The following is an 18,333-nucleotide window of genomic DNA, read 5'->3' on the forward strand; positions in this document are numbered from 1 at the left end:
TGTCTACTTTTATCCGTTCTTCTGTTACAAACATACTCCGTCTATTTTACCATATTTTTAGGAATAACTATAGTAGGATTTTCGATCTCAATAAAGGCTTTCTTACTACCAATCACTTCAAAGCTCTATTAAGTTCATTGACTTATAATTATACTTATTATAATTCGAGAGAGTACATCAACAGATTTGCTGGAACGCATACTAAAAAAAGACGGTAGAATCGGTATCGTGGCGCACCTCAAAAGTTCGTTTACTAACTATAAGAGGTGCAAAACACAATAAACCAAATCTATCGTCTTTTACAATCAATCTTCCTTAAGAACTCGCTTTGGACAAAACCAGAGGATCATTCTCAAAGTTTTAACCAAACTTCTCTTTTGGAGAAACTATTTTTTATCATCTTTTTTGGAGAATTTTTCTTTGACATCTTCAAAGCCTTCTTTGATATCATCGCCTAAATTACGAGCTTTTTCTTTGATATCAGCACCAAGTGATTGTGCTTTTCCTTCAGCTTCTTTGCTTTTATCATCTGTTGCTTTACCGTAAGCTTCTTTTCCTTTACCAACTACTTTGTCTTTTGCATCTTCAGAACGTCCTTTTAAATCTGCCATCTTAATTCCTCCCTTAAATTTCTCATTTCTAACTATCTAACTATCTAACTATTATCAGGGTATCATCAACTTGAAAAACAGACAAACAGTATGCTCTTAGATCGTTTTTTCAAAGGTTCCCCACACTTTAACTTCTTTGTTTTCAACCATTACTTGTCCTTTGGCGATCACTGTTTCGATGGCTAAGGTTTCTTTGTCAAGTATACATAGATCAGCATCGTTCCCTACTTTGATTGTTCCTTTTCGCTCCAGCTTTAACACACGAGCGGGATTGACTGTGATTGCTCGCAAGGCTACTTCAAGTGGAATCTCTTCTTTTTCTACCGCTTCTTTGATACCTACCAGTAGCGATTTTGCGCTTCCGACACCCATACCAAGAAAGTGATTTTTTTCATCAAAATAAGGTAAACTTCCTTGTCCATCAGATGACATCGTAAAATGATCAAGGGAAACGCCAGCTTCGATCAACTGTTTTAAAGCTTTACTAAAGCGGACTTCCCCATCTGTTCGTTCCCAAAAATCAGGATCTTCGCTCGCTGTGAAGTCAATTGTCCCACCTTTTTTCGCAAACTCGATACAAGCTGTTAAAAGTTCTGGCGTGCGGTTGGCATGGGTAGGTAAAAATTGCGTAATCGGAATCTCGGTTTCCTCAACTACCCTTGTTAATAACTCTAGTTTACGTTTTCCTCCACCTAAATGGACATTGACGATACCAGCTTTACCAGACAACATGCCTCCTACTCGGGCATCAGCAGTTGCTCGAGAAAATTCTTCAAATGTGGGCTGAGATGATCGATGGTCAGAAACAGCAATTTCGCCAATTCCGATGATTTTATCAATTGTCAAAAAATCTTTGATGATTGAATCCGTAACCGTTTTGAGTGGTAACCGATAAGAACCTTCATAGACGTAAGTTGAGATCCCTTCTGCTTCTAAGCCTTTTCCCTTACTGATAAGCGCAGTCATGTCACGACCTTCACCATCTGTTCCCAAACACCCAACAACTGTTGTTACACCCGCTGTCGTCAATTGACTTAAAGTTACTTCTGGCGTACGATTTTGAAAACCGCCCTCTCCACCTCCACCTAAAAGGTGAAAATGGCAATCAATAAAGCCCGGTGTCAACACTTTCCCACTACCGGAAATTTCTTCCACTTCTAACTCAGCATAGCCACCGGTCAACGCTTCTTCAAGCGCAATAATTTTATCCCCAGCAATCAATACATCCATGACCCCTAAATAATCTGGTGCATAGACCTCAATTTGACGAATGATTTTCATTTGACTTCATCCTTTCTGATACCGATATTTTGGTTTTCTTTGTTTCAAAAGTAACTATTTTTAGTATAAAAAAGCCGAAGAATAATGAAAATAAGACAAACTATTTTCAGTCTCTTCGGCTTGCTTTCTATAAGTCAACTTTTTGGCTAGTAAGTTTGAAAAAGCATCGAGTTCCTCTGTCATCAGAAAAAACACCGTGCATACTTCACTAACCCTGACCTTAATAAATAGTATTCTTACTTCGCTATTGTAAGCCGATTGCTATCGCAATCATGATAAAGATAGTACCTAGGACAAAAAAGAATCCTTGCATTTTGATTTGGAATCTTGCCCATTTTGCCCACTCGATACGTGCAACACCTAAGACACCAATCAAACTAGCTGATACAGGGGTAAAGGCATCCATAAATCCAGCGCCTAATTGATAAGCTAATACAGCTACTTGACGAGAGACCCCTACTAAGTCAGCAAGTGGTGCCATGATTGGCATCGTTAACGCCGCTTGACCAGAATTGGATGTCACGACTAAATTAAACAGGCTTTGGAAAATATACATTGCCCACGCTCCGATAGCCGCTGGTACTCCTGCTAAAGCTGTACCGATACCATGTAGAATGGTGTTTAAAGCAGAAGGAACAGAAGCATCTGAGCCACCTAATACTAATAAGATCCCTTTTGCCATCCCTACAACGATTGCTGTTCCAGCTAAATCAGCAGCACCCGATTGGAAAGAAGAGGCAATATCATTGATCCGCATGCCATCCAATTTGAAGATTACTGCAATGATCCCTGCGACTAATCCCATAACAAAAAATTGTGAAGCAATTTCTGGGATATAATACCCTTCTTGCGTAACACCCCAAACGATCCAAATCAATACGATGAGCATTTCAAGTAAAATCAATTTGTGTCCCAACATAAACGCTTTTTTCTCGTCGGTTGTTTTTTTCAAATGACTTCTGAAATAATCATCTGATTTATACGTCAATGAGCTTTCAGGGTTTTTACGGATTTTCTCCCCATAAATCATCAAATAGCCAGCAGATAACGCTGTGATAACGACCCACATGATCAATCGGAACGTCGCACCCGATAACACTGGAATGCCAGCGATCCCTTGAGCAACTGCTACACTAAACGGACTCATCCAGGAAGTCGCATTTCCGACTTGAGAGGCGACATACGTGACTGTTACTGCAACGATCGAGTCATAACCAAGAGCTATCACAAATGGGACCATCACCATAGAAAAAGGAATGACTTCCTCTGCCATGCCGAATGTCGCGCCACCGAATGAAAAAGCAAAAAATAATAGCGGTAAGGCTAAACGCTCCAGTCCCCTTGTCTTACTGATGAAAGCATAGATCCCTGCATCAATTGCCCCGGTGCGCATGATAATTCCAAAAGCACCACCAACAACTAAAATAAGCGCAGCGATTCCGACAGCCGATCCATACTTGTCTCCTGAAACTAACCCTTCAAAGACAAAATTCAAAAATCCGAAACCACCAAAATCATCGGTCCCCCATACTCGAGCCGTTTTATGGAGTTTTTTTGAAGTATCATAAATGCGTTCGCCAAATTGGTCATAAAGTACATCATCTGTTAAAGAGATTTCATCTAACTTTTCTTGCGTTAATTTCTTTTCACCTTCAGAAATCACTTCTTCTAACCCTTTTTCAGGGACTTTTAATTTCTCTCTTTCCGTCGGATCATTTTGTAACTTCTCTAATTGATCAAATACATAGGAGCGATCCAAGGCATAAGCATAACGAAATGAATCTTGGCGTAATACAGTTCGCGTACTTGTTTCTCCATTTGCATCTTGGTATTCGATATCTTGTGTACTAAATTTTCCTGCTGGTACAATAAATGTCAGCAACCAAGCAAGGATGACCACTCCAAAAATGATGACATAAGTATGAGGTGTCGTCATTTTTGTGAGATCCCGTTTGGATTTCCCCGAAGACACTTGCTTCTTCACTATGAAGTCTTCCTTTCTATCTTTAAATTTTTATGAATAAAACAATCAATATCAGATTAGATTATACAGCAAAAAAACGCTAAACACATTAATTATCTATTAAAGCAATCTTTTTTATTTTTGTTAAAAACAACCAAAAAAAGTTAAATAACTCTCTTGTATTTTGTGACGCAAGCATATAATCAATTAGTTTCGTATGATATCTTTACTTGTTTTATTATTTATGAAGAAAAACCAATTACATTTTATCATTTTTAAAATATGTATATTTTTTCAACATTCGATATAAATAGAATTTTTTATTCATTATTTATCCGAAAAAAACGAATAAAAAAACAGATAGTGTATTAGAAAAAATAGCTGCTTCAGACTTTTTTTAATCTATAAACAATCTTCATTGCAATAATCATAACTAATGTACTATAATTGCAATGTAAAGAGTTTTGGGGAAGACTCTTTCATCAACGTGTATTAAGAGACAAAAAAGAATTCAAGTGAATTCTTTTTTGTCTCTTCTTTGTGATATTTTGCTTGTTTTAACTATTGAAAAAAGATGTTACCTTGCTCTAATTTTTACACTAACACTTAGAAATCGCCGAATGTTCCTAGTTTTATTCAAAGGTGTCCCTTTTTCATCTACTTCAAGGCAATGTTTCCATTCATTCTATTTTTACGTTCCCTAACGAATCAGCTGGCAGACTGTAAAATATAGGGTTTGCTGCAATAGTAATATGGTAGCGATAGAGGAACTATCACAAAGAGCAAGCTCAACTTCTGACAATGATAAAGCGGTATCATTCATTTGTGCATGGTTATCCAATACTAGGTCAGCAAATTCAAACAATCGCAACCCATTACTGTGTTGTGATTTGATACTTCGCGAGAGATCAAATCCAGTAACAATAATCAGTAAATGACCATTTGACTTGATCCATTGAGCTAACTCCACAATACTTGGATCCCTACCTTCATTGGAAAGAAGTAGAAAAATATCTGCTTGTTTGACAGAGAGCTGATCAATGATCGCTTTTCCTGTTCCTTCCAAAGTTTCATATATCCCATTTGCCGGATTTTCAATTAACTTGCCCGGTATCATTTCAGGTAAATGCTCCCAAAACTCAAATGCTATCCCGTTTAGTGTACGACTAGCAAAGATTTGTAAACGTCCACCTAATGAAACTTGACGAGCAATTAAAGAAGCAGCTTGAACCATCAAGGGTTCTTCGATTCTTAATTTCTTTTCTAGTTGCTGATAATAATCAAAATAGCGTAAACTCATTTATTTCTCCACCTTTAATTTCACAACAAAAACAGCAAGTGTGCTAAAACATAAAAAAAGAAATCAGTTAAGACGTATCAACCTTTTGCTTGAAAATGAAAGATAAAAAAAGGCATTGAGCATACTGCCCAATACCTTGACATAGTAAATAAACGAGCTACCGACCATCGAAAAACCGACACAAGGGTAGAAATCTCCCCAGAAATTAGGTACAATAAATACGGTCGATGCCTTGCATTGACTATGGCAAATGATCGGTCAGGGTGTATACGTGTGACTGGTCATTCCCTGATAGTTAGTTGCCGCTAACTATTAGGGAGCCTTTTTTTATTCTGCTGTTTCTATCTTCAATCATTTTAAGTAATCTATCAGACAAGTGCAAGTCCGAAAAAATAAAAAAACCATGGTCTGTTTTCTTGACATATAAATCAACTTTTTTTAACTGAACAAGAATCCTATCGTGATAGGATTCTTGTTTTTAGATTTATTTTTTATCAATGATAACAGCCAATATCTACTTAAATAAATAAATTTGCCGTCCACAATTAGACATGTCATGATCATTTTTTTGTTTAGCCTACCAGGATGACTCTCCCCTACTGCTTTTTGCTAACTCCCATTCCTTAAATGGTATACTCAGACCCTAAAACCAGACAAAAAAGCAACCGCTCATCCAAATAAAATGGATTTAACCAGCGATTGCTTTGTTCTAACGAAAAACTCAAGCGAGCAATAACCGTAGTTGCAAGCTACATAGATCAACTTTCTTAACTCACTGCTTTTAGCGTTTATCTGATCGTTTTGTTCTGCGATGAGAAGCCGTGTGTCTGCCTTTTTTGCCGATATGAACGCCTCTAAAGAAATAAGGGATAAAGATGATGAAATAACCTATGATAAATATCAAAGCAAAAATCATAGCTTCCCACGCACCTAAAGCAAGTTCAAGCATAACACTTAAAATAGAAATTGTTGCTAAATACCAGATAAAAATCAATAATTTCTCTTTTTTTCTAGCCATTTGAATGAAAACATATCCACAAATTAGCACCAATGGAGTCAAAAACAACCAGTTATTTCCTTCCATCAGCCATTTCAATCCATCAAGAAGTGTTTGACCGATTGTAATCAATTTTCCCATACAAAGCTACACACCTTTTCTGTATTTAAAAGTCAATTTTGCCATAACTCTTTTATATTACTACATAATAAGCAAAATGACGTTTATTTTAATAGCTAACAAAAAGTATTTTACTAAAATTTAAGCAACGAACTAGATAAGACCAAGTAAAAGTACCTTAGTTTAGAAATTATAACTCTTTACTAAGTTGTATCAGATACTCTTTAAGGGTAGCGCCGATTTCTGGATGTTGTAACCCATAATCAATATTGGTTCGCATGTAACCATATTTATCACCAACATCATATCGTCTCCCTTTAAAATTTCTTGCATAGACTTTTTGATGGCGATTTAATGTATCAATCGCATCCGTTAATTGGATTTCATTGCCCGCACCTGGTGTTTGCGTTTCGAGTATTGGAAAAATGTCTGGTGTTAATAAATAGCGTCCAATAATGGCAAGGTTACTAGGCGCCTCTTGAGGAGTAGGTTTTTCTACCATTTTTCTTACTCGATATAACCCAGTTTTTTCTTCCTCTCCAGGATCAATGATTCCATATTTTCCTGTATCTTCTGGCAAAACTTCCATCACTGCAATCGTTGATGAATGAGTTTCCTCGAAGTCCATCATTAGCTGTTTTGTCAAAGGGACTTGATCCACCATCAAGTCGTCCCCTAACATGACAACAAATGGTTCATCTCCTACAAATGCTTTGGCCTGAAGAACTGCATGCCCTAATCCTTTGGGGTAAGATTGTCGGATAAAATGAAGATTAACAGCTTCTGTTTCCTTGATGGTACTTAATAAATCGAGTTTTCCCTTCTCACGCAGATTTAATTCCAATTCAAGGTTAGCATCAAAATGATCTTCGATCGGACGTTTTTCTTTCCCAGTAACAATTAAAATATCTTCAATCCCAGATTTTAATGCTTCTTCAACAATGAATTGGATCGTTGGTTTGTCAACAATAGGAAGCATTTCTTTAGCCATTGCTTTTGTCGCAGGTAAAAAACGCGTGCCTAAACCACCTGCAGGTATGATTGCTTTCTTAACTTTCATACACCCCGTCCTCTCATTTCAATATAAGCCCTTAGCTTAATGAAAATTCATTCTCTATTTTACCATCTCGCAACATGATTTCTTTGGCTGCTTGTTTGATGTCTTCTCCATTATATAATACATTGTAGATTGTCTGTGTGATCGGCATCTCTACCCCTAGTTGTTCCGCTAATTCAACCGCAGCTTTAGTAGTAGAGACTCCTTCAACCACCATTCCCATATTCTCAAGTACTTCTTCTAATTTATGTCCTTGACCAAGCAAATTTCCTGCTCGCCAGTTACGAGAATGGACACTTGTACAAGTCACGATTAAGTCACCTACACCACTCAAGCCAATAAATGTCAATGGATTGGCACCCATTGCCACTCCTAGACGGCTAATCTCCGCTAATCCTCGAGTCATGATCGCCGCTTTTGCATCATCACCAAAACCTAATCCATGGATGGCACCAGCACCGATAGCAATGATATTTTTTAAAGCCGCACCCGTTTCAACTCCGATGACATCATTATTCGTATAAATTCTAAAATAATCATTCATGAACAGATCTTGCACATAGATTGCCGCTTGCTGATCAATGCTTGCAGCAGTAATGGTCGTAATATCATGAACAGCAACTTCTTCCGCGTGGCTTGGTCCAGAAAGCACGACGATTGCCTTTCTTTTTTCCTCTGGAATCTCTTCAGCAATAACTTCAGAAATGCGTTTATGTGTTCCTTGCTCTAACCCTTTACTTGCATGAATGATGATTGGTTTAGTATTCATTTTCTCAATCAATTCTTGAGCAACTGAACGAATGGCTTTCGTTGGTACAACGAATAAAACCGCATCGACATCCTTCACTGCTTCTGCTAATTCTTTATAACCGATAATCGTTTCGGAAATTTTTAGGTTAGGTAAAAATTGTTTATTTGTATGATACTGATTCATTTCATCGATTTGTTCAGGAACATTTCCCCAAATACGAACATCATGTCCGTTTTCTGCTAAGGTTTGCGCTAAAGCAGTCCCCCAAGAGCCTGGGCCTAAAACTGCAATTTTTTGTTTCATTGATATTCCTCCAAATAGTTGATAGTAACTATTATAGTATAGATACTCTAAATGTTGAAAACTATTTTTCCCGTTTTAACAGTTTGTTTAACACTTGACATTGTTGTATTAAGATACATTTTAATTTTATGTCATTCAAAGCGTTATAATTATCATATAAATAATCATTGAATCAACTAGAAAGGGGGGCTAGAATATGTGGTCTGTTACACCGTCATTTTAATTAATGTTTCAGTTATTTTTATTCCAGCGATATGGGTTGCATCGTTTGTCCCATCACTTTTGTACGATCGTTACTAAATGATAAAAGAAGAAAACACCAGAATTCAGATTGAACTGTGTGTTTTCTTCTTTTGTTTATTCTCTCATCCTGAACAACTGAAAATAACTATTTAGATCAGAGCATGTAAAATGGTTGCGTGGCTTATCTTATATTTTGATTCTGACAATTTTATGTAAAAAAATCAGAGTGCGCCTTATATGTCTATGTCCTCATTACATCCTCATTGTAATAGCCCTGACATACTGCACTCTGACTCTTTTTTTATTTTGTTAACTTTATTAACTGATCTTCAGCCATAATGCTAAAGCTACATCAGGTTCCCAACCGATTTGTCCCATGTGGATGTTACGACAACGGTAAAGATTTCCTTTATAGGTCACAATATCACCGATATTATATAATTTCCCAATTTTCCATTCTTCTGCTTGATTATCTGCTGTCGTTTTCGCTGTCACTTGTTGACTTTTCTTAGAAATACCAGAAATGTTAACAGCTGCTATTTGATAAGTATACGTTGTGTCAGGAGTTAAACCAGTATCTACGAAAGTTGGTGACTTCGTTATTGTCACTAGCGTTCCATTTCGATAGATTTCATAGCCGATGACCTCTTCTTTCGGATCATTTGCAGACCAACCGAGTGTCACAGAGTTTTGCGATACACCTTTTACTACTAAACCAGTTGGCATCGAAGGGGCTGGTAATTGTGAACCAGCTTGTATTCTGATCGTTAATACGTCAGACGATGTTGAGCGATTTCCTGATGTATCGACTGCTTCAACCGTAAATGAATAGGTTGTGTCAGGGGATAAGTTGCTCACCGTATAATTGGTTGTGTTACTAGTGCCAATGAGTTGTTTGTTTTGATAAATATTATAATGAGAAACACGCACATTATCAGTAGAAGCTGACCAGCTTAATGAAATGCTTGATTGCGTTGCAGTTCCTTTTAAATTTTCTGGTTTAGAAGGTTTCTCAGTATCTGGTACTTGCTCTTTGAACAATCCTTGATAAGCATTCGCAAACGACTGATTATAGGCAATCCCAGCTTTATTTCTGCCCTCGTCCCAATTGACACTCCATGTCATGATTCCTTTTAATGGCGTTTGATCTTTTGTCATTTGTTCAAATACTTGGTAGACCTTTGAAGGATCTTTAACATAGCCATTCGCTGCGGCATCTTCGTTAGCTGGGATCCCTAGAGCTAGTTTACTTGCCGGAATTTGGATAAAGCCACCGCTTCCTTCATTAAATGATTTTGAAATCCCGTACAAAAATTCATACTTTTTATTGTCATTGTTTTGGGCAATCCATTCCGTCCCAACACTGATCCCATCGCCTGCTTGATTATACAATTGAGGGGCAATAAAGTCATATTCATTTTGTAAAGCTGTAATATATGGTACATATGCTCCATTTGTTCTTAAGTATGGAAATTCAGGCGCCATTGAGATAATAAAATGTTTGTTTTCTTTCTTGTAATGCTCACGAACGATTTTTAATGCCGCCGGAATGACTGTTTGATTATCCCCAGCAGCCACCGCAGTTTGTTCCAAATCAATATCTAATCCATCAAAGCCATATACTTCTACTAACCGAATGATTTCATTCGCAAAAGCTTGTTCCTGGCCACGATGTAATTCAATATGTGAATCTGCTCCTCCTAGAGAAATAATGACTGCTCGCCCTTGCGCATTCAATGTTGCTACTTTTTCACGAAAGGCCTGATCCGTCATATTATAAGGTTTAAAAGTAGGAATCCCTTCTCCTTTCATAAACGAAACCGTCACTACATTGTAAAAAGGATTTATTTTGGCCAAATCAATGTCGGCTGGACGACCTCCTTGATAGCCTGCGCCTTGTTCCGCTTGCCAGTTATGATAGTATCCGACTGCAATTTGTTTATTCGCGAGGTCAGGCATCGTGTCTGCTGCATCAGCTGCAAAAACCGTCGTACCTCCACTTACTATTGCACTAAACACACCTACAGAAAATAATACTAGTTTTTTCTTCATCAAACCGCCTCCATTATTCTTTATTACATAACATATTAAACCATCGATTAAAACGATTACAATTATTTGTATAGTATTGCAACACCCAAATAATCGATTACGAACTTTTTCTTTAAAAGCGCGCAAAAATGACGCTTTATTTAAATTTTATTACATTTGTGATATATTTAAAAAAACATTTATAATATATATAAAAAAACACTAGGAGGATAAAAATATGACTAACCATTCGTCTCTGATTCGTAAGTTAAGAAAAGAACGTGACTTAACACAAGAACAGTTGACACGAGGTATCTCACAACGAGGAACCCTTGCTGCGTTTGAATCAAGAGGAACAAAGATCAGTTTTGAACTATTAGTTAACTACCTTGAACGAATGAACATTACTTTAGAAGAGTATCAATTTCTTCTTAATAGCAATTCACTTACGAATAAACAAAAATTGACCAACTATCTCATCTCATCCAAAAAAATCACTCACGAACAAGAATTAGAACTACTAAACGAATACGAAAAAACAGGCAGCATTTACTATCGTTTGATTTATGCCCAACGAAAATTGATTATGAACTACTTCTACAACCATACTGATACCAATTTGAAAATAGAAGAAGAAATTTTTGTGATCAAAAATTATCTTGAAAAAATTGAAACCTGGGGACATTTTGAACTAACGATTTTTTCAAACTGTTTGTTTATTTTTGATGATCAATACATCATCCATCTCTTTCAAACCAGTGTATCAAAAATGAAAACGTACATAGACGCTACCTACTATTCAGAACTTTTCTCTAATTTTATTCTTAATGGTTTACGCCTCTCATTTAACCGTCATTCTGCGATTCTTAGAAAACTTTTTCTATGCGAACTGAAAAGATTAACGCAAAACCACAAACAGTCAGTTGATCTTGCCCAGTATAAATTATTTGCGGCTTTGGATCGATTAGCAGATGGCGATCATTCAGCCATCTCGGAAATCGAAAAGGGTCTTCGTTTTTTTGAGTGGTTAGATTTGACTAATGCTAAAGAATATTTTAGCAATCTCAAAAATTCATTGATTGAAAGCAGTTTACAAAACAAAGCTAATTAACAATTACGAACCGGAAGATGTTATTTTTGTTGTAATGCTAGACAAACAATCTAAGCTTATTGTTCTCCCCGTTATACTAAATCCATGAAAAGAAAACCTTTTCATAAAAATTATTTGGAGGAAAGTTATAATATGAAAAAAAGTTCTTTATTAGGGTTAGGTTTGGTTTTAGCAACGACAGGATTGACAACATTATCTTCCGTCAATGTTTCAGCACATGGTTATGTTATCTCGCCAATTAGCCGTGCCTATCAAGGTCAATTGGATAAAGAAAACATTGGCTATGATTTCGCAGTTCAAAAATATGGTCCGATCATTAATGAACCACAATCACTAGAAGCTCCTCAGGGATTTCCTAAAGGTGGACCAGCAGATGGAAAAATCGCTTCTGCAAATGGTGCAAGAGGATTTGAATTAGATAAGCAAACTTCTAGTCTATGGACGAAACAAAATTTAACAGGGGGAGCGACAAAATTCACTTGGAAGTATACGCAATCACACCCAACTAGTAAATGGCATTACTATATCACTAAACCAGGTTGGAACCAGAATAAACCACTTTCTCGCAATGAACTTCAATTGATCGGCGAAGTCCAAGGAAAAGGTGCGCAAGCTAGCACGAGTCCAACTCACACCATTACGATTCCAAATGACCGGATAGGTTATCATGTGATTTTAGCAGTTTGGGATGTAAGTGATACATCAAATGCCTTCTACAATGTCATTGATGCGAATATCCAACCTCGTAGTATCTTAAATGATTTAAATGAATCCATGTGATTCTCTTTAACTGAACAATCAATCATTCTTCATTTTCTTTACTGTTTATTGAAAACATTTGCTCAATCTTTCCCACGATGGGTAGTTCTAGTATTGCTAGGCTCAACATCGTGGGATCTTTTTCGTTTCACTTTTGCCACTCATCAATAATAAGAGCGTATCAGAAAGAAGTTATCTTTTATCGAACGCTTTTTCATGATAGCGAACTGAGCGAACTTTTTTAGGAACCATACTTTTTTTGTTGCAATAACAAACAATATTTAACCCTCTTCTCCTATCGTTTTATACTATTTTTGTGAAAAAATTTATTTCACGTAATAAGCAATTGATGGAGGGAATCAAGATGAAAAAAAGTTTAGTCGTAGGATTAGGACTCGTTTTAGCAACAACTGGTTTAACTGCCTTATCGACAGTTAATGTGGATGCTCACGGTTATGTGGAGAAACCTATCAGTCGTGCCTATCAAGGAGAATTAGACAGTAGGAAGAATTGGCATGCAGCTCTTGAAAAATACGGTGAAATAATTACTGAGCCACAATCACTAGAAGCACCTAAAGGATTCCCAAATGGTGGACCTGCAGATGGAAAAATTGCTTCCGCAAATGGTGCCAAAGGATTTGAATTAGACAAACAAACTGCTACTATTTGGACAAAACAAAACCTTTCAACTGGTCCAACGAAATTCACTTGGTCTTATACTGCCGCGCATAAAACAGCTAAATGGCATTACTATATCACGAAAAATAATTGGAATCCAAACAAACCATTATCCCGCGATGAATTTCAATTTATAGGTGAGGTAGACGGTCACGGGAAAGATGCTGACACAAATCTAACACACACGATCACTATTCCAAGTGATCATCTCGGTTATCATGTCATCTTAGCCGTTTGGGATGTGAATGATACTTCAAATGCCTTTTACAATGTGATTGATGCGAATATCCAACCTCGTAATCTCTTAACTGACTTATCAAACAATTCATAAAAATTCTTCTATCAACATATCAACACACGGATCAAATCGCTCACTTGATCCATGTCATAACCAAAAAACATACCAGCATGAACCGTTTATTTCACTGACAGACGATTCATATTGGTATGTTTTATTTTATTATTTTACGAAATCGTTCCTCTTAGAACTGATTGTGTCGCTTAATACTCAAATTGACGGTAATATCTTCTGATTTCTAAGGGGTGACAATTTAATTGCTCGATATGCGCATCGATTCGTTGCGTCACCGCATGCATCAGCAAATAAGAAAGGACACGTCCACGATAACTTTCGTCAATTCCTTCAATTGGATAGTCTTTTGTATCAATCAATGTATAATTTGCACAGATTTTTGGTAATAGGTTTGCGACTCTTTCTGCAAGTACACGTTGTTCATCTTCTCCTAAGAACAACGTCACTGGTGTCGTTTCTTCAATCACTTCTAGCGTACCATGTAAAAATTCAGCAGCGTGGATCGATTTAGAAGGCAACCAACTTTGCTCTTCCCAATAACACATCGCATAAGAATAGACAGCGCCCCATTGGTTCCCAGCACCGATAAAATAGTGCATCGAATCGTGACGATGTTTTTCAGCAAACGCTAATCCAAAAGCATCTGCTTGTTTTTCGGCTTCGACTAAGCCAACTGCTAAGTGCTCTTCTAATTGTTGATAATAGGTTTCGTAGTCTTCAAATTCGCCATGATTATACATCAAACGATCTGCGACCATAAAGAATTTGATTTGTTCGGTTCCAGGTGCAGGATAAGTGATCGTATGGTCACAAAGTTCAGCGAGAATACTCTCTTTTGTATCAATAAACCCGATCAGTGTCGCACCCACTGTTTTGATTTCTTTGACCGCTTGCACGACTTCTTGCGTGGTACCAGTAACTGAAGACAAGACAACAATTGATTTTTCTGTTAGGCGTTTGTTGCCAGTTGTGTAATATTCTGCTGCATGTTGGACATAAACAGGTAGGTTACTTTTACCATTCATATAAGTCACAGCTTGCATCGCTGACGCGTAGGTTCCGCCGATTCCTAAATAATAAATTGCATCGAATCCCTCTCCCAATCCGTCAATGATTTGTTCCACTTGCGGACGTAAAGCTAGCGCCCCATTGATATCCTCGATTTGTTTTTGTTCATTGAATTTTAACATAGTCTCCACCTCTTAAATTTTACTTTTTAATACTTCATCAAAATCATCAAAAATTCTTTGTCCTAAATCGATCCCTTTGGCAGTCGCAATTTTATAAGCCAAAACTTGGATCGGTACAACTAAAGCTAAAACAGAAAGATCTTCTTCGCTAGTGATTCCCAGACTAAGCTGATTCTCAGTCGTTTCTCCTTCAGTCGTTACAACAATGACCTGTCCAACATATTGTTTCATGTATTGTGCTAATCGCTGGGAACGTTTTTGACTATCACTATCGGTTTCCAGGAAGAATAGGATGTGACCAGGATTGGCTTCTAAATACGGACCGTGCATGTATGCTTCTAATTCAAAGCCTTGGGAAGGTTCCCGAACAGTTTCTGTAAACTTGGTTTCAAACTCTTTTGCTGTTCCCCAATTCGGTCCATACCCGATCGCAATAAATCGTTTTGCTACACGAAAGAGTGCTTCATTTTTTTCAAAAAATTGTTCTGTTTGCGCAATGATCTGAGGAATTTTCATCACGATTTCTCTTAGTTGAACTAGTTTTTCTTCTTTTTGCGCTGCTGTTATTCTGTCTTTACTGGTTCCAATCGCTAGACCTAAGAGAATCAACTGAAGAACGGTTGCTGAATAGCCCTTGGTAACAAACCCCACTTTTTCCACGCCCATATTCAAGTCAATCACTTGATCCACTTCTTTGGTGATCGGACTTTGATCATCTCCAGTTAAAGCGATCGTCCGTCGTTTTGATGATCGGATCTTTCGAATGGCATCGACTGTCGAAGCACTTTTCCCACTTTGAGAAACAGCGATGACTGTATCAACTTCTTCTGACAATTTCCCATAATGATTAAAATGATAAGGTTCTTGGATATCCACAGTGATGTCTCCATAGCTTTCTAGTGCCGGCTTTGCAGCAAGACAAGCATTATACGAAGAACCTGTCGCCAGAATCAGAACGTGTTGCATGTTTTGATAAGACACATGAAGTGACGAATCATTCTTTTCAAGAATCGCTGATAAAGCTGTTTTTTCTTCATGAATATAATCAAGCATTGTGACCATCTTGTTCTCTCCTTTTCTAAAAGATACCAATCCATGAACCAGCAATCCCAAAAATAGCTAATCCAATCAAAATCATCAATGGTTTGACTTCTTTTTTCAATAAATAAAAGACTGCTCCAAAGGCACCTAAACTTAAAATATGAGGAACGATATCATCAAAAATACTTTGAACCGTGACAGCATTTTCACCTGTTCCGATTTTCAAAGGAATATTGATATCGATCATCGTCGCAGTCATCCCGCCAACTACCATCAATCCAATGATTGAAGCACCTAACGTTAAACTTTCCATCATTCCGTTTGCTTGGATTTTCTTTAAAAATCCAGTACCTAGTCGATAGCCCCAACTTGTTGCCAAGTAACGAAACAAAACATGAGGGATATTGAAAATCAAAAGGAATAAAATTGGTCCTAAAATATTTCCTTGTAGTGCTAGTGAAGTCCCAACACCCGTCGCGATCAAACGCAACGTTCCCCAAAAGAATGAATCGCCTAACCCTGCTAAAGGTCCCATCAGTGAGGTCTTGATACTATCGATAGCTGTTACATCAAATTCTGGGTCATTTTTATTTTCTTCTTCCATCGCTGCATTGATCCCTAAGATCAGGGTCACGATATGTGGTGTCGTGTTAAAAAACTCTAAATGGCGTTTAAGCGCCGCTGACATTTCTTCTTTGGTATGATAGAGCTTTTTCAAGATGGGAATAATGGCAAAGACATAGGCCATATTCATCTGTCTTTCATAGTTCCATGAAAATTCCATTTGAAATGAGCGCCAAAAGACCTGATTCAATTCTTTTTTGGTCACTTTGTGTTCTTCTTGATTAGAAGTCTTCATCCTCTTCTACCTCCCCTGCTGAAGTTTGAACGGATACTTGACGTACGTTCATGATATTGACGACAATGACGGCTAAGATCGCCCCAAAGATGGCAATACCTGTTACTGGAATCTCTAAGTAAGCTGCTACAGCAAAGCCTAAAAAGAAATAAGGTGCTACTTTTTTATTGATCAATAAACGTGCCAGCATGGCAAATCCAAGTGCTGGAATCAACCCAGTTGCAACGGTCAAGCCGTTTTGCACAAAATCTGGTATTTTCGCTAAGAGATTCCCGATCGTTTGACTTCCGACTAAATAAGAAATCATGACTACCAGACCAAGCATCAATGACAAGCCGAAACCAGCTAATAAGTGCATGTGTTCGACCCCTTTATAATTCCCATCCTCCGCATAACGATCTGCTCTGTGGTTCATGATCGGAATCAATAGTCCTAAATAAACATTTTTAAAAATAAGGGTAAGTGTCGCAATTGGTAAACCTAATAGTAATGCTGTTTCTGTTCCTGCTCCTGCAGTAATGGCAAATGCAGTTCCTAAGATTCCACCGGTCACAACGTCTGGTGGAATCGATGCTCCAACTGAAAATGAACCAATAAAAGCTAATTCCAAAGTTGCTCCCATAATAATACCTGTTTTTACATCTCCCAAAACAATCCCTGTAAATAATCCCGTTACGATCGGACGAGAAAGCAGGGAAGTTCCTAACGCATACTCTGATTGCGCAATAAAGGCAACCAGACCTAAAAGAATTGCTTGTAGGATCATCTTTTATTCTTCCTTTCTCATAAGACTTCCTTTGCTGCTATTTTTTTATCTGCTGGTACTTGACGAATTTCTACTTCTATCCCATCAGCGATCATTTGTTCCAACAATTTTTCTTCTTCAGGTAATACGTTGACCGCTTTACCTAGACTCCGCGTTCCTTCCTTTGCTTTAATCCCACCTAAATTGATTTGCTTGATCTGTGGACAAGCTTTTGCTAATTGATACGCATCTCTCACAGACTCTACTACGATAAATAGTTTATATTTATCCGTTACGCCACTTTGTAATGCAGCGATCGAATCTTCAATCGATTTGATCACTAGTTTCACTCCTTGTGGCTTTGCCAACTTAATGGTTGTTTTGCGTATTTCATTGTTTGGCACATCATCATTTGCGATCAAAATACAATCTGCCCCAATTGATTGTGTCCAAGAAAAAGCGACTTGACCATGCAATAAACGATGATCGACTCTTGTTAAAATAATCATTTCCAATCCCTCCTAAAATTCTTCTTCTTCCATTTTTTTTTCGATACTTTCATTACAAAATTGGATCATTTCTTTTGAATCATTCAATACCTGATGGATCAATTCAACGATTGAATCAGCTGTCTCAATTTTTGTGGCAATCTCGATCAACAATGGCAGATTCAAACCAGCAATCAAGTAGATATTCGGTCGGTTAATGTACTGCAAAAATTCATTGTTTACACTGCCACCAAATAAGTCAGTGATGATGATCAACTCTTGCCCTTGATGATCGTTGATCAATTGCTGCACTGATTTTGCTAAATCAAACGTTTCAGTTCCATAGCAATCTAACGCTAGGATCGAATGCGTTTTACCAAAAATAAGTTCCAAAGAATCTAAAATCCCTGAAGCAAAACGTCCATGGGAGGCTAGAATAATTGTTCTTTCCATGTTTCCACCTCTTTCTTACTCTCACTACAAATAAAGCAA

Annotated in this window: 17 protein-coding genes; 3 read left to right on the forward strand and 14 right to left on the reverse strand. The window is 37.4% G+C overall.

The window, feature by feature from the left end; translation table 11 throughout:
- Positions 1-386: 386 nt before the first annotated feature.
- The 8 genes from AB3I42_RS07795 to AB3I42_RS07830 all read right to left on the reverse strand — a co-directional run bounded on the left by AB3I42_RS07795 (position 387) and on the right by AB3I42_RS07830 (position 10,678).
- A complete protein-coding gene (locus AB3I42_RS07795) occupies positions 387-611 on the reverse strand; it encodes a CsbD family protein (RefSeq protein WP_010720743.1) in 225 nt (74 codons plus the stop codon).
- Positions 612-707: 96 nt separating this feature from the next.
- Entirely contained in the window at positions 708-1,892 is a 1,185-nt protein-coding gene (iadA, locus tag AB3I42_RS07800) for a beta-aspartyl-peptidase (protein WP_034867459.1), read from the reverse strand.
- 244 nt (positions 1,893-2,136) lie between these two features.
- Positions 2,137-3,876, reverse strand: a complete 1,740-nt coding sequence (gene yfcC, locus AB3I42_RS07805; RefSeq protein WP_368022419.1) for a putative basic amino acid antiporter YfcC — start codon at positions 3,874-3,876, stop codon at positions 2,137-2,139.
- A gap of 679 nt (positions 3,877-4,555) precedes the next feature.
- On the reverse strand, positions 4,556-5,155 hold the full coding sequence (locus AB3I42_RS07810) for an SIS domain-containing protein (protein WP_081125232.1): 600 nt from the start codon (positions 5,153-5,155) through the stop codon (positions 4,556-4,558).
- Between the two features lie 781 nt (positions 5,156-5,936).
- Entirely contained in the window at positions 5,937-6,293 is a 357-nt protein-coding gene (locus AB3I42_RS07815; RefSeq protein WP_010720747.1) for a hypothetical protein, read from the reverse strand.
- 169 nt (positions 6,294-6,462) lie between these two features.
- Positions 6,463-7,332 carry a UTP--glucose-1-phosphate uridylyltransferase GalU gene (galU, locus tag AB3I42_RS07820; RefSeq protein WP_010737186.1) on the reverse strand — a complete coding sequence of 290 codons (870 nt, stop codon included), beginning with the start codon at positions 7,330-7,332 and terminating at the stop codon, positions 6,463-6,465.
- A gap of 31 nt (positions 7,333-7,363) precedes the next feature.
- Positions 7,364-8,383, reverse strand: coding sequence for an NAD(P)H-dependent glycerol-3-phosphate dehydrogenase (locus AB3I42_RS07825; RefSeq protein WP_010737185.1), 1,020 nt, complete (start codon positions 8,381-8,383; stop codon positions 7,364-7,366).
- A gap of 561 nt (positions 8,384-8,944) precedes the next feature.
- The gene (locus AB3I42_RS07830; protein ID WP_063627460.1) at positions 8,945-10,678 is read right to left on the reverse strand and encodes a glycosyl hydrolase family 18 protein; all 1,734 of its coding nucleotides are present in this window, start codon (positions 10,676-10,678) and stop codon (positions 8,945-8,947) included.
- A 217-nt stretch (positions 10,679-10,895) separates the two neighbouring features.
- Here AB3I42_RS07830 and AB3I42_RS07835 point away from each other — a divergent pair, with 217 nt between their 5' ends.
- From AB3I42_RS07835 to AB3I42_RS07845, 3 genes are all read left to right on the forward strand, one after another.
- On the forward strand, positions 10,896-11,768 hold the full coding sequence (locus AB3I42_RS07835) for a helix-turn-helix domain-containing protein (RefSeq protein WP_368022420.1): 873 nt from the start codon (positions 10,896-10,898) through the stop codon (positions 11,766-11,768).
- Positions 11,769-11,900: 132 nt separating this feature from the next.
- Positions 11,901-12,548 (forward strand): lytic polysaccharide monooxygenase, encoded by a 648-nt coding sequence (locus tag AB3I42_RS07840; RefSeq protein ID WP_010737182.1) that lies wholly within the window; start codon positions 11,901-11,903, stop codon positions 12,546-12,548.
- 343 nt (positions 12,549-12,891) lie between these two features.
- Entirely contained in the window at positions 12,892-13,536 is a 645-nt protein-coding gene (locus AB3I42_RS07845; protein ID WP_010737181.1) for a lytic polysaccharide monooxygenase, read from the forward strand.
- A 170-nt stretch (positions 13,537-13,706) separates the two neighbouring features.
- On the opposite strand, the gene AB3I42_RS07850 is transcribed toward AB3I42_RS07845, so the two are convergent.
- The 6 genes from AB3I42_RS07850 to AB3I42_RS07875 are packed head-to-tail and all read right to left on the reverse strand — an operon-like array spanning position 13,707 to position 18,294.
- Positions 13,707-14,708, reverse strand: a complete 1,002-nt coding sequence (locus AB3I42_RS07850) for an SIS domain-containing protein (RefSeq protein WP_010737180.1) — start codon at positions 14,706-14,708, stop codon at positions 13,707-13,709.
- 12 nt (positions 14,709-14,720) lie between these two features.
- A complete protein-coding gene (locus AB3I42_RS07855; protein WP_010737179.1) occupies positions 14,721-15,770 on the reverse strand; it encodes an SIS domain-containing protein in 1,050 nt (349 codons plus the stop codon).
- 16 nt (positions 15,771-15,786) lie between these two features.
- A complete protein-coding gene (locus AB3I42_RS07860; protein ID WP_010737178.1) occupies positions 15,787-16,608 on the reverse strand; it encodes a PTS system mannose/fructose/sorbose family transporter subunit IID in 822 nt (273 codons plus the stop codon).
- On the reverse strand, positions 16,595-17,374 hold the full coding sequence (locus AB3I42_RS07865) for a PTS mannose/fructose/sorbose/N-acetylgalactosamine transporter subunit IIC (RefSeq protein WP_081123357.1): 780 nt from the start codon (positions 17,372-17,374) through the stop codon (positions 16,595-16,597). Before AB3I42_RS07865 ends, AB3I42_RS07860 begins: the two co-directional genes overlap by 14 nt.
- Positions 17,375-17,391: 17 nt before the next feature.
- Positions 17,392-17,862: a PTS sugar transporter subunit IIB gene (locus AB3I42_RS07870; RefSeq protein ID WP_010737177.1), complete on the reverse strand. Its 471-nt coding sequence runs from the start codon at positions 17,860-17,862 to the stop codon at positions 17,392-17,394.
- A 12-nt stretch (positions 17,863-17,874) separates the two neighbouring features.
- The gene (locus AB3I42_RS07875) at positions 17,875-18,294 is read right to left on the reverse strand and encodes a PTS sugar transporter subunit IIA (protein ID WP_010720759.1); all 420 of its coding nucleotides are present in this window, start codon (positions 18,292-18,294) and stop codon (positions 17,875-17,877) included.
- Between the last annotated feature and the right edge of the window lie 39 nt (positions 18,295-18,333).

The sequence above is a fragment of the Enterococcus sp. C53 genome, from assembly GCF_040887425.1.
Classification (GTDB): Bacteria; Bacillota; Bacilli; order Lactobacillales; family Enterococcaceae; genus Enterococcus_B; species Enterococcus_B hirae.

Bases quoted from the DNA above. Each gene is read 5' to 3' on its own strand.
- AB3I42_RS07795 (WP_010720743.1), bottom strand. From the start codon at position 611: ATGGCAGATTTAAAAGGACGTTCTGAAGATGCAAAAGACAAAGTAGTT.
- iadA (WP_034867459.1), bottom strand. From the start codon at position 1,892: ATGAAAATCATTCGTCAAATTGAGGTCTATGCACCAGATTATTTAGGG.
- AB3I42_RS07810 (WP_081125232.1), bottom strand. From the start codon at position 5,155: ATGAGTTTACGCTATTTTGATTATTATCAGCAACTAGAAAAGAAATTA.
- AB3I42_RS07815 (WP_010720747.1), bottom strand. From the start codon at position 6,293: ATGGGAAAATTGATTACAATCGGTCAAACACTTCTTGATGGATTGAAA.
- galU (WP_010737186.1), bottom strand. From the start codon at position 7,332: ATGAAAGTTAAGAAAGCAATCATACCTGCAGGTGGTTTAGGCACGCGT.
- AB3I42_RS07825 (WP_010737185.1), bottom strand. From the start codon at position 8,383: ATGAAACAAAAAATTGCAGTTTTAGGCCCAGGCTCTTGGGGGACTGCT.
- AB3I42_RS07830 (WP_063627460.1), bottom strand. From the start codon at position 10,678: ATGAAGAAAAAACTAGTATTATTTTCTGTAGGTGTGTTTAGTGCAATA.
- AB3I42_RS07835 (WP_368022420.1), top strand. From the start codon at position 10,896: ATGACTAACCATTCGTCTCTGATTCGTAAGTTAAGAAAAGAACGTGAC.
- AB3I42_RS07840 (WP_010737182.1), top strand. From the start codon at position 11,901: ATGAAAAAAAGTTCTTTATTAGGGTTAGGTTTGGTTTTAGCAACGACA.
- AB3I42_RS07845 (WP_010737181.1), top strand. From the start codon at position 12,892: ATGAAAAAAAGTTTAGTCGTAGGATTAGGACTCGTTTTAGCAACAACT.
- AB3I42_RS07850 (WP_010737180.1), bottom strand. From the start codon at position 14,708: ATGTTAAAATTCAATGAACAAAAACAAATCGAGGATATCAATGGGGCG.
- AB3I42_RS07855 (WP_010737179.1), bottom strand. From the start codon at position 15,770: ATGGTCACAATGCTTGATTATATTCATGAAGAAAAAACAGCTTTATCA.
- AB3I42_RS07860 (WP_010737178.1), bottom strand. From the start codon at position 16,608: ATGAAGACTTCTAATCAAGAAGAACACAAAGTGACCAAAAAAGAATTG.
- AB3I42_RS07865 (WP_081123357.1), bottom strand. From the start codon at position 17,374: ATGATCCTACAAGCAATTCTTTTAGGTCTGGTTGCCTTTATTGCGCAA.
- AB3I42_RS07870 (WP_010737177.1), bottom strand. From the start codon at position 17,862: ATGATTATTTTAACAAGAGTCGATCATCGTTTATTGCATGGTCAAGTC.
- AB3I42_RS07875 (WP_010720759.1), bottom strand. From the start codon at position 18,294: ATGGAAAGAACAATTATTCTAGCCTCCCATGGACGTTTTGCTTCAGGG.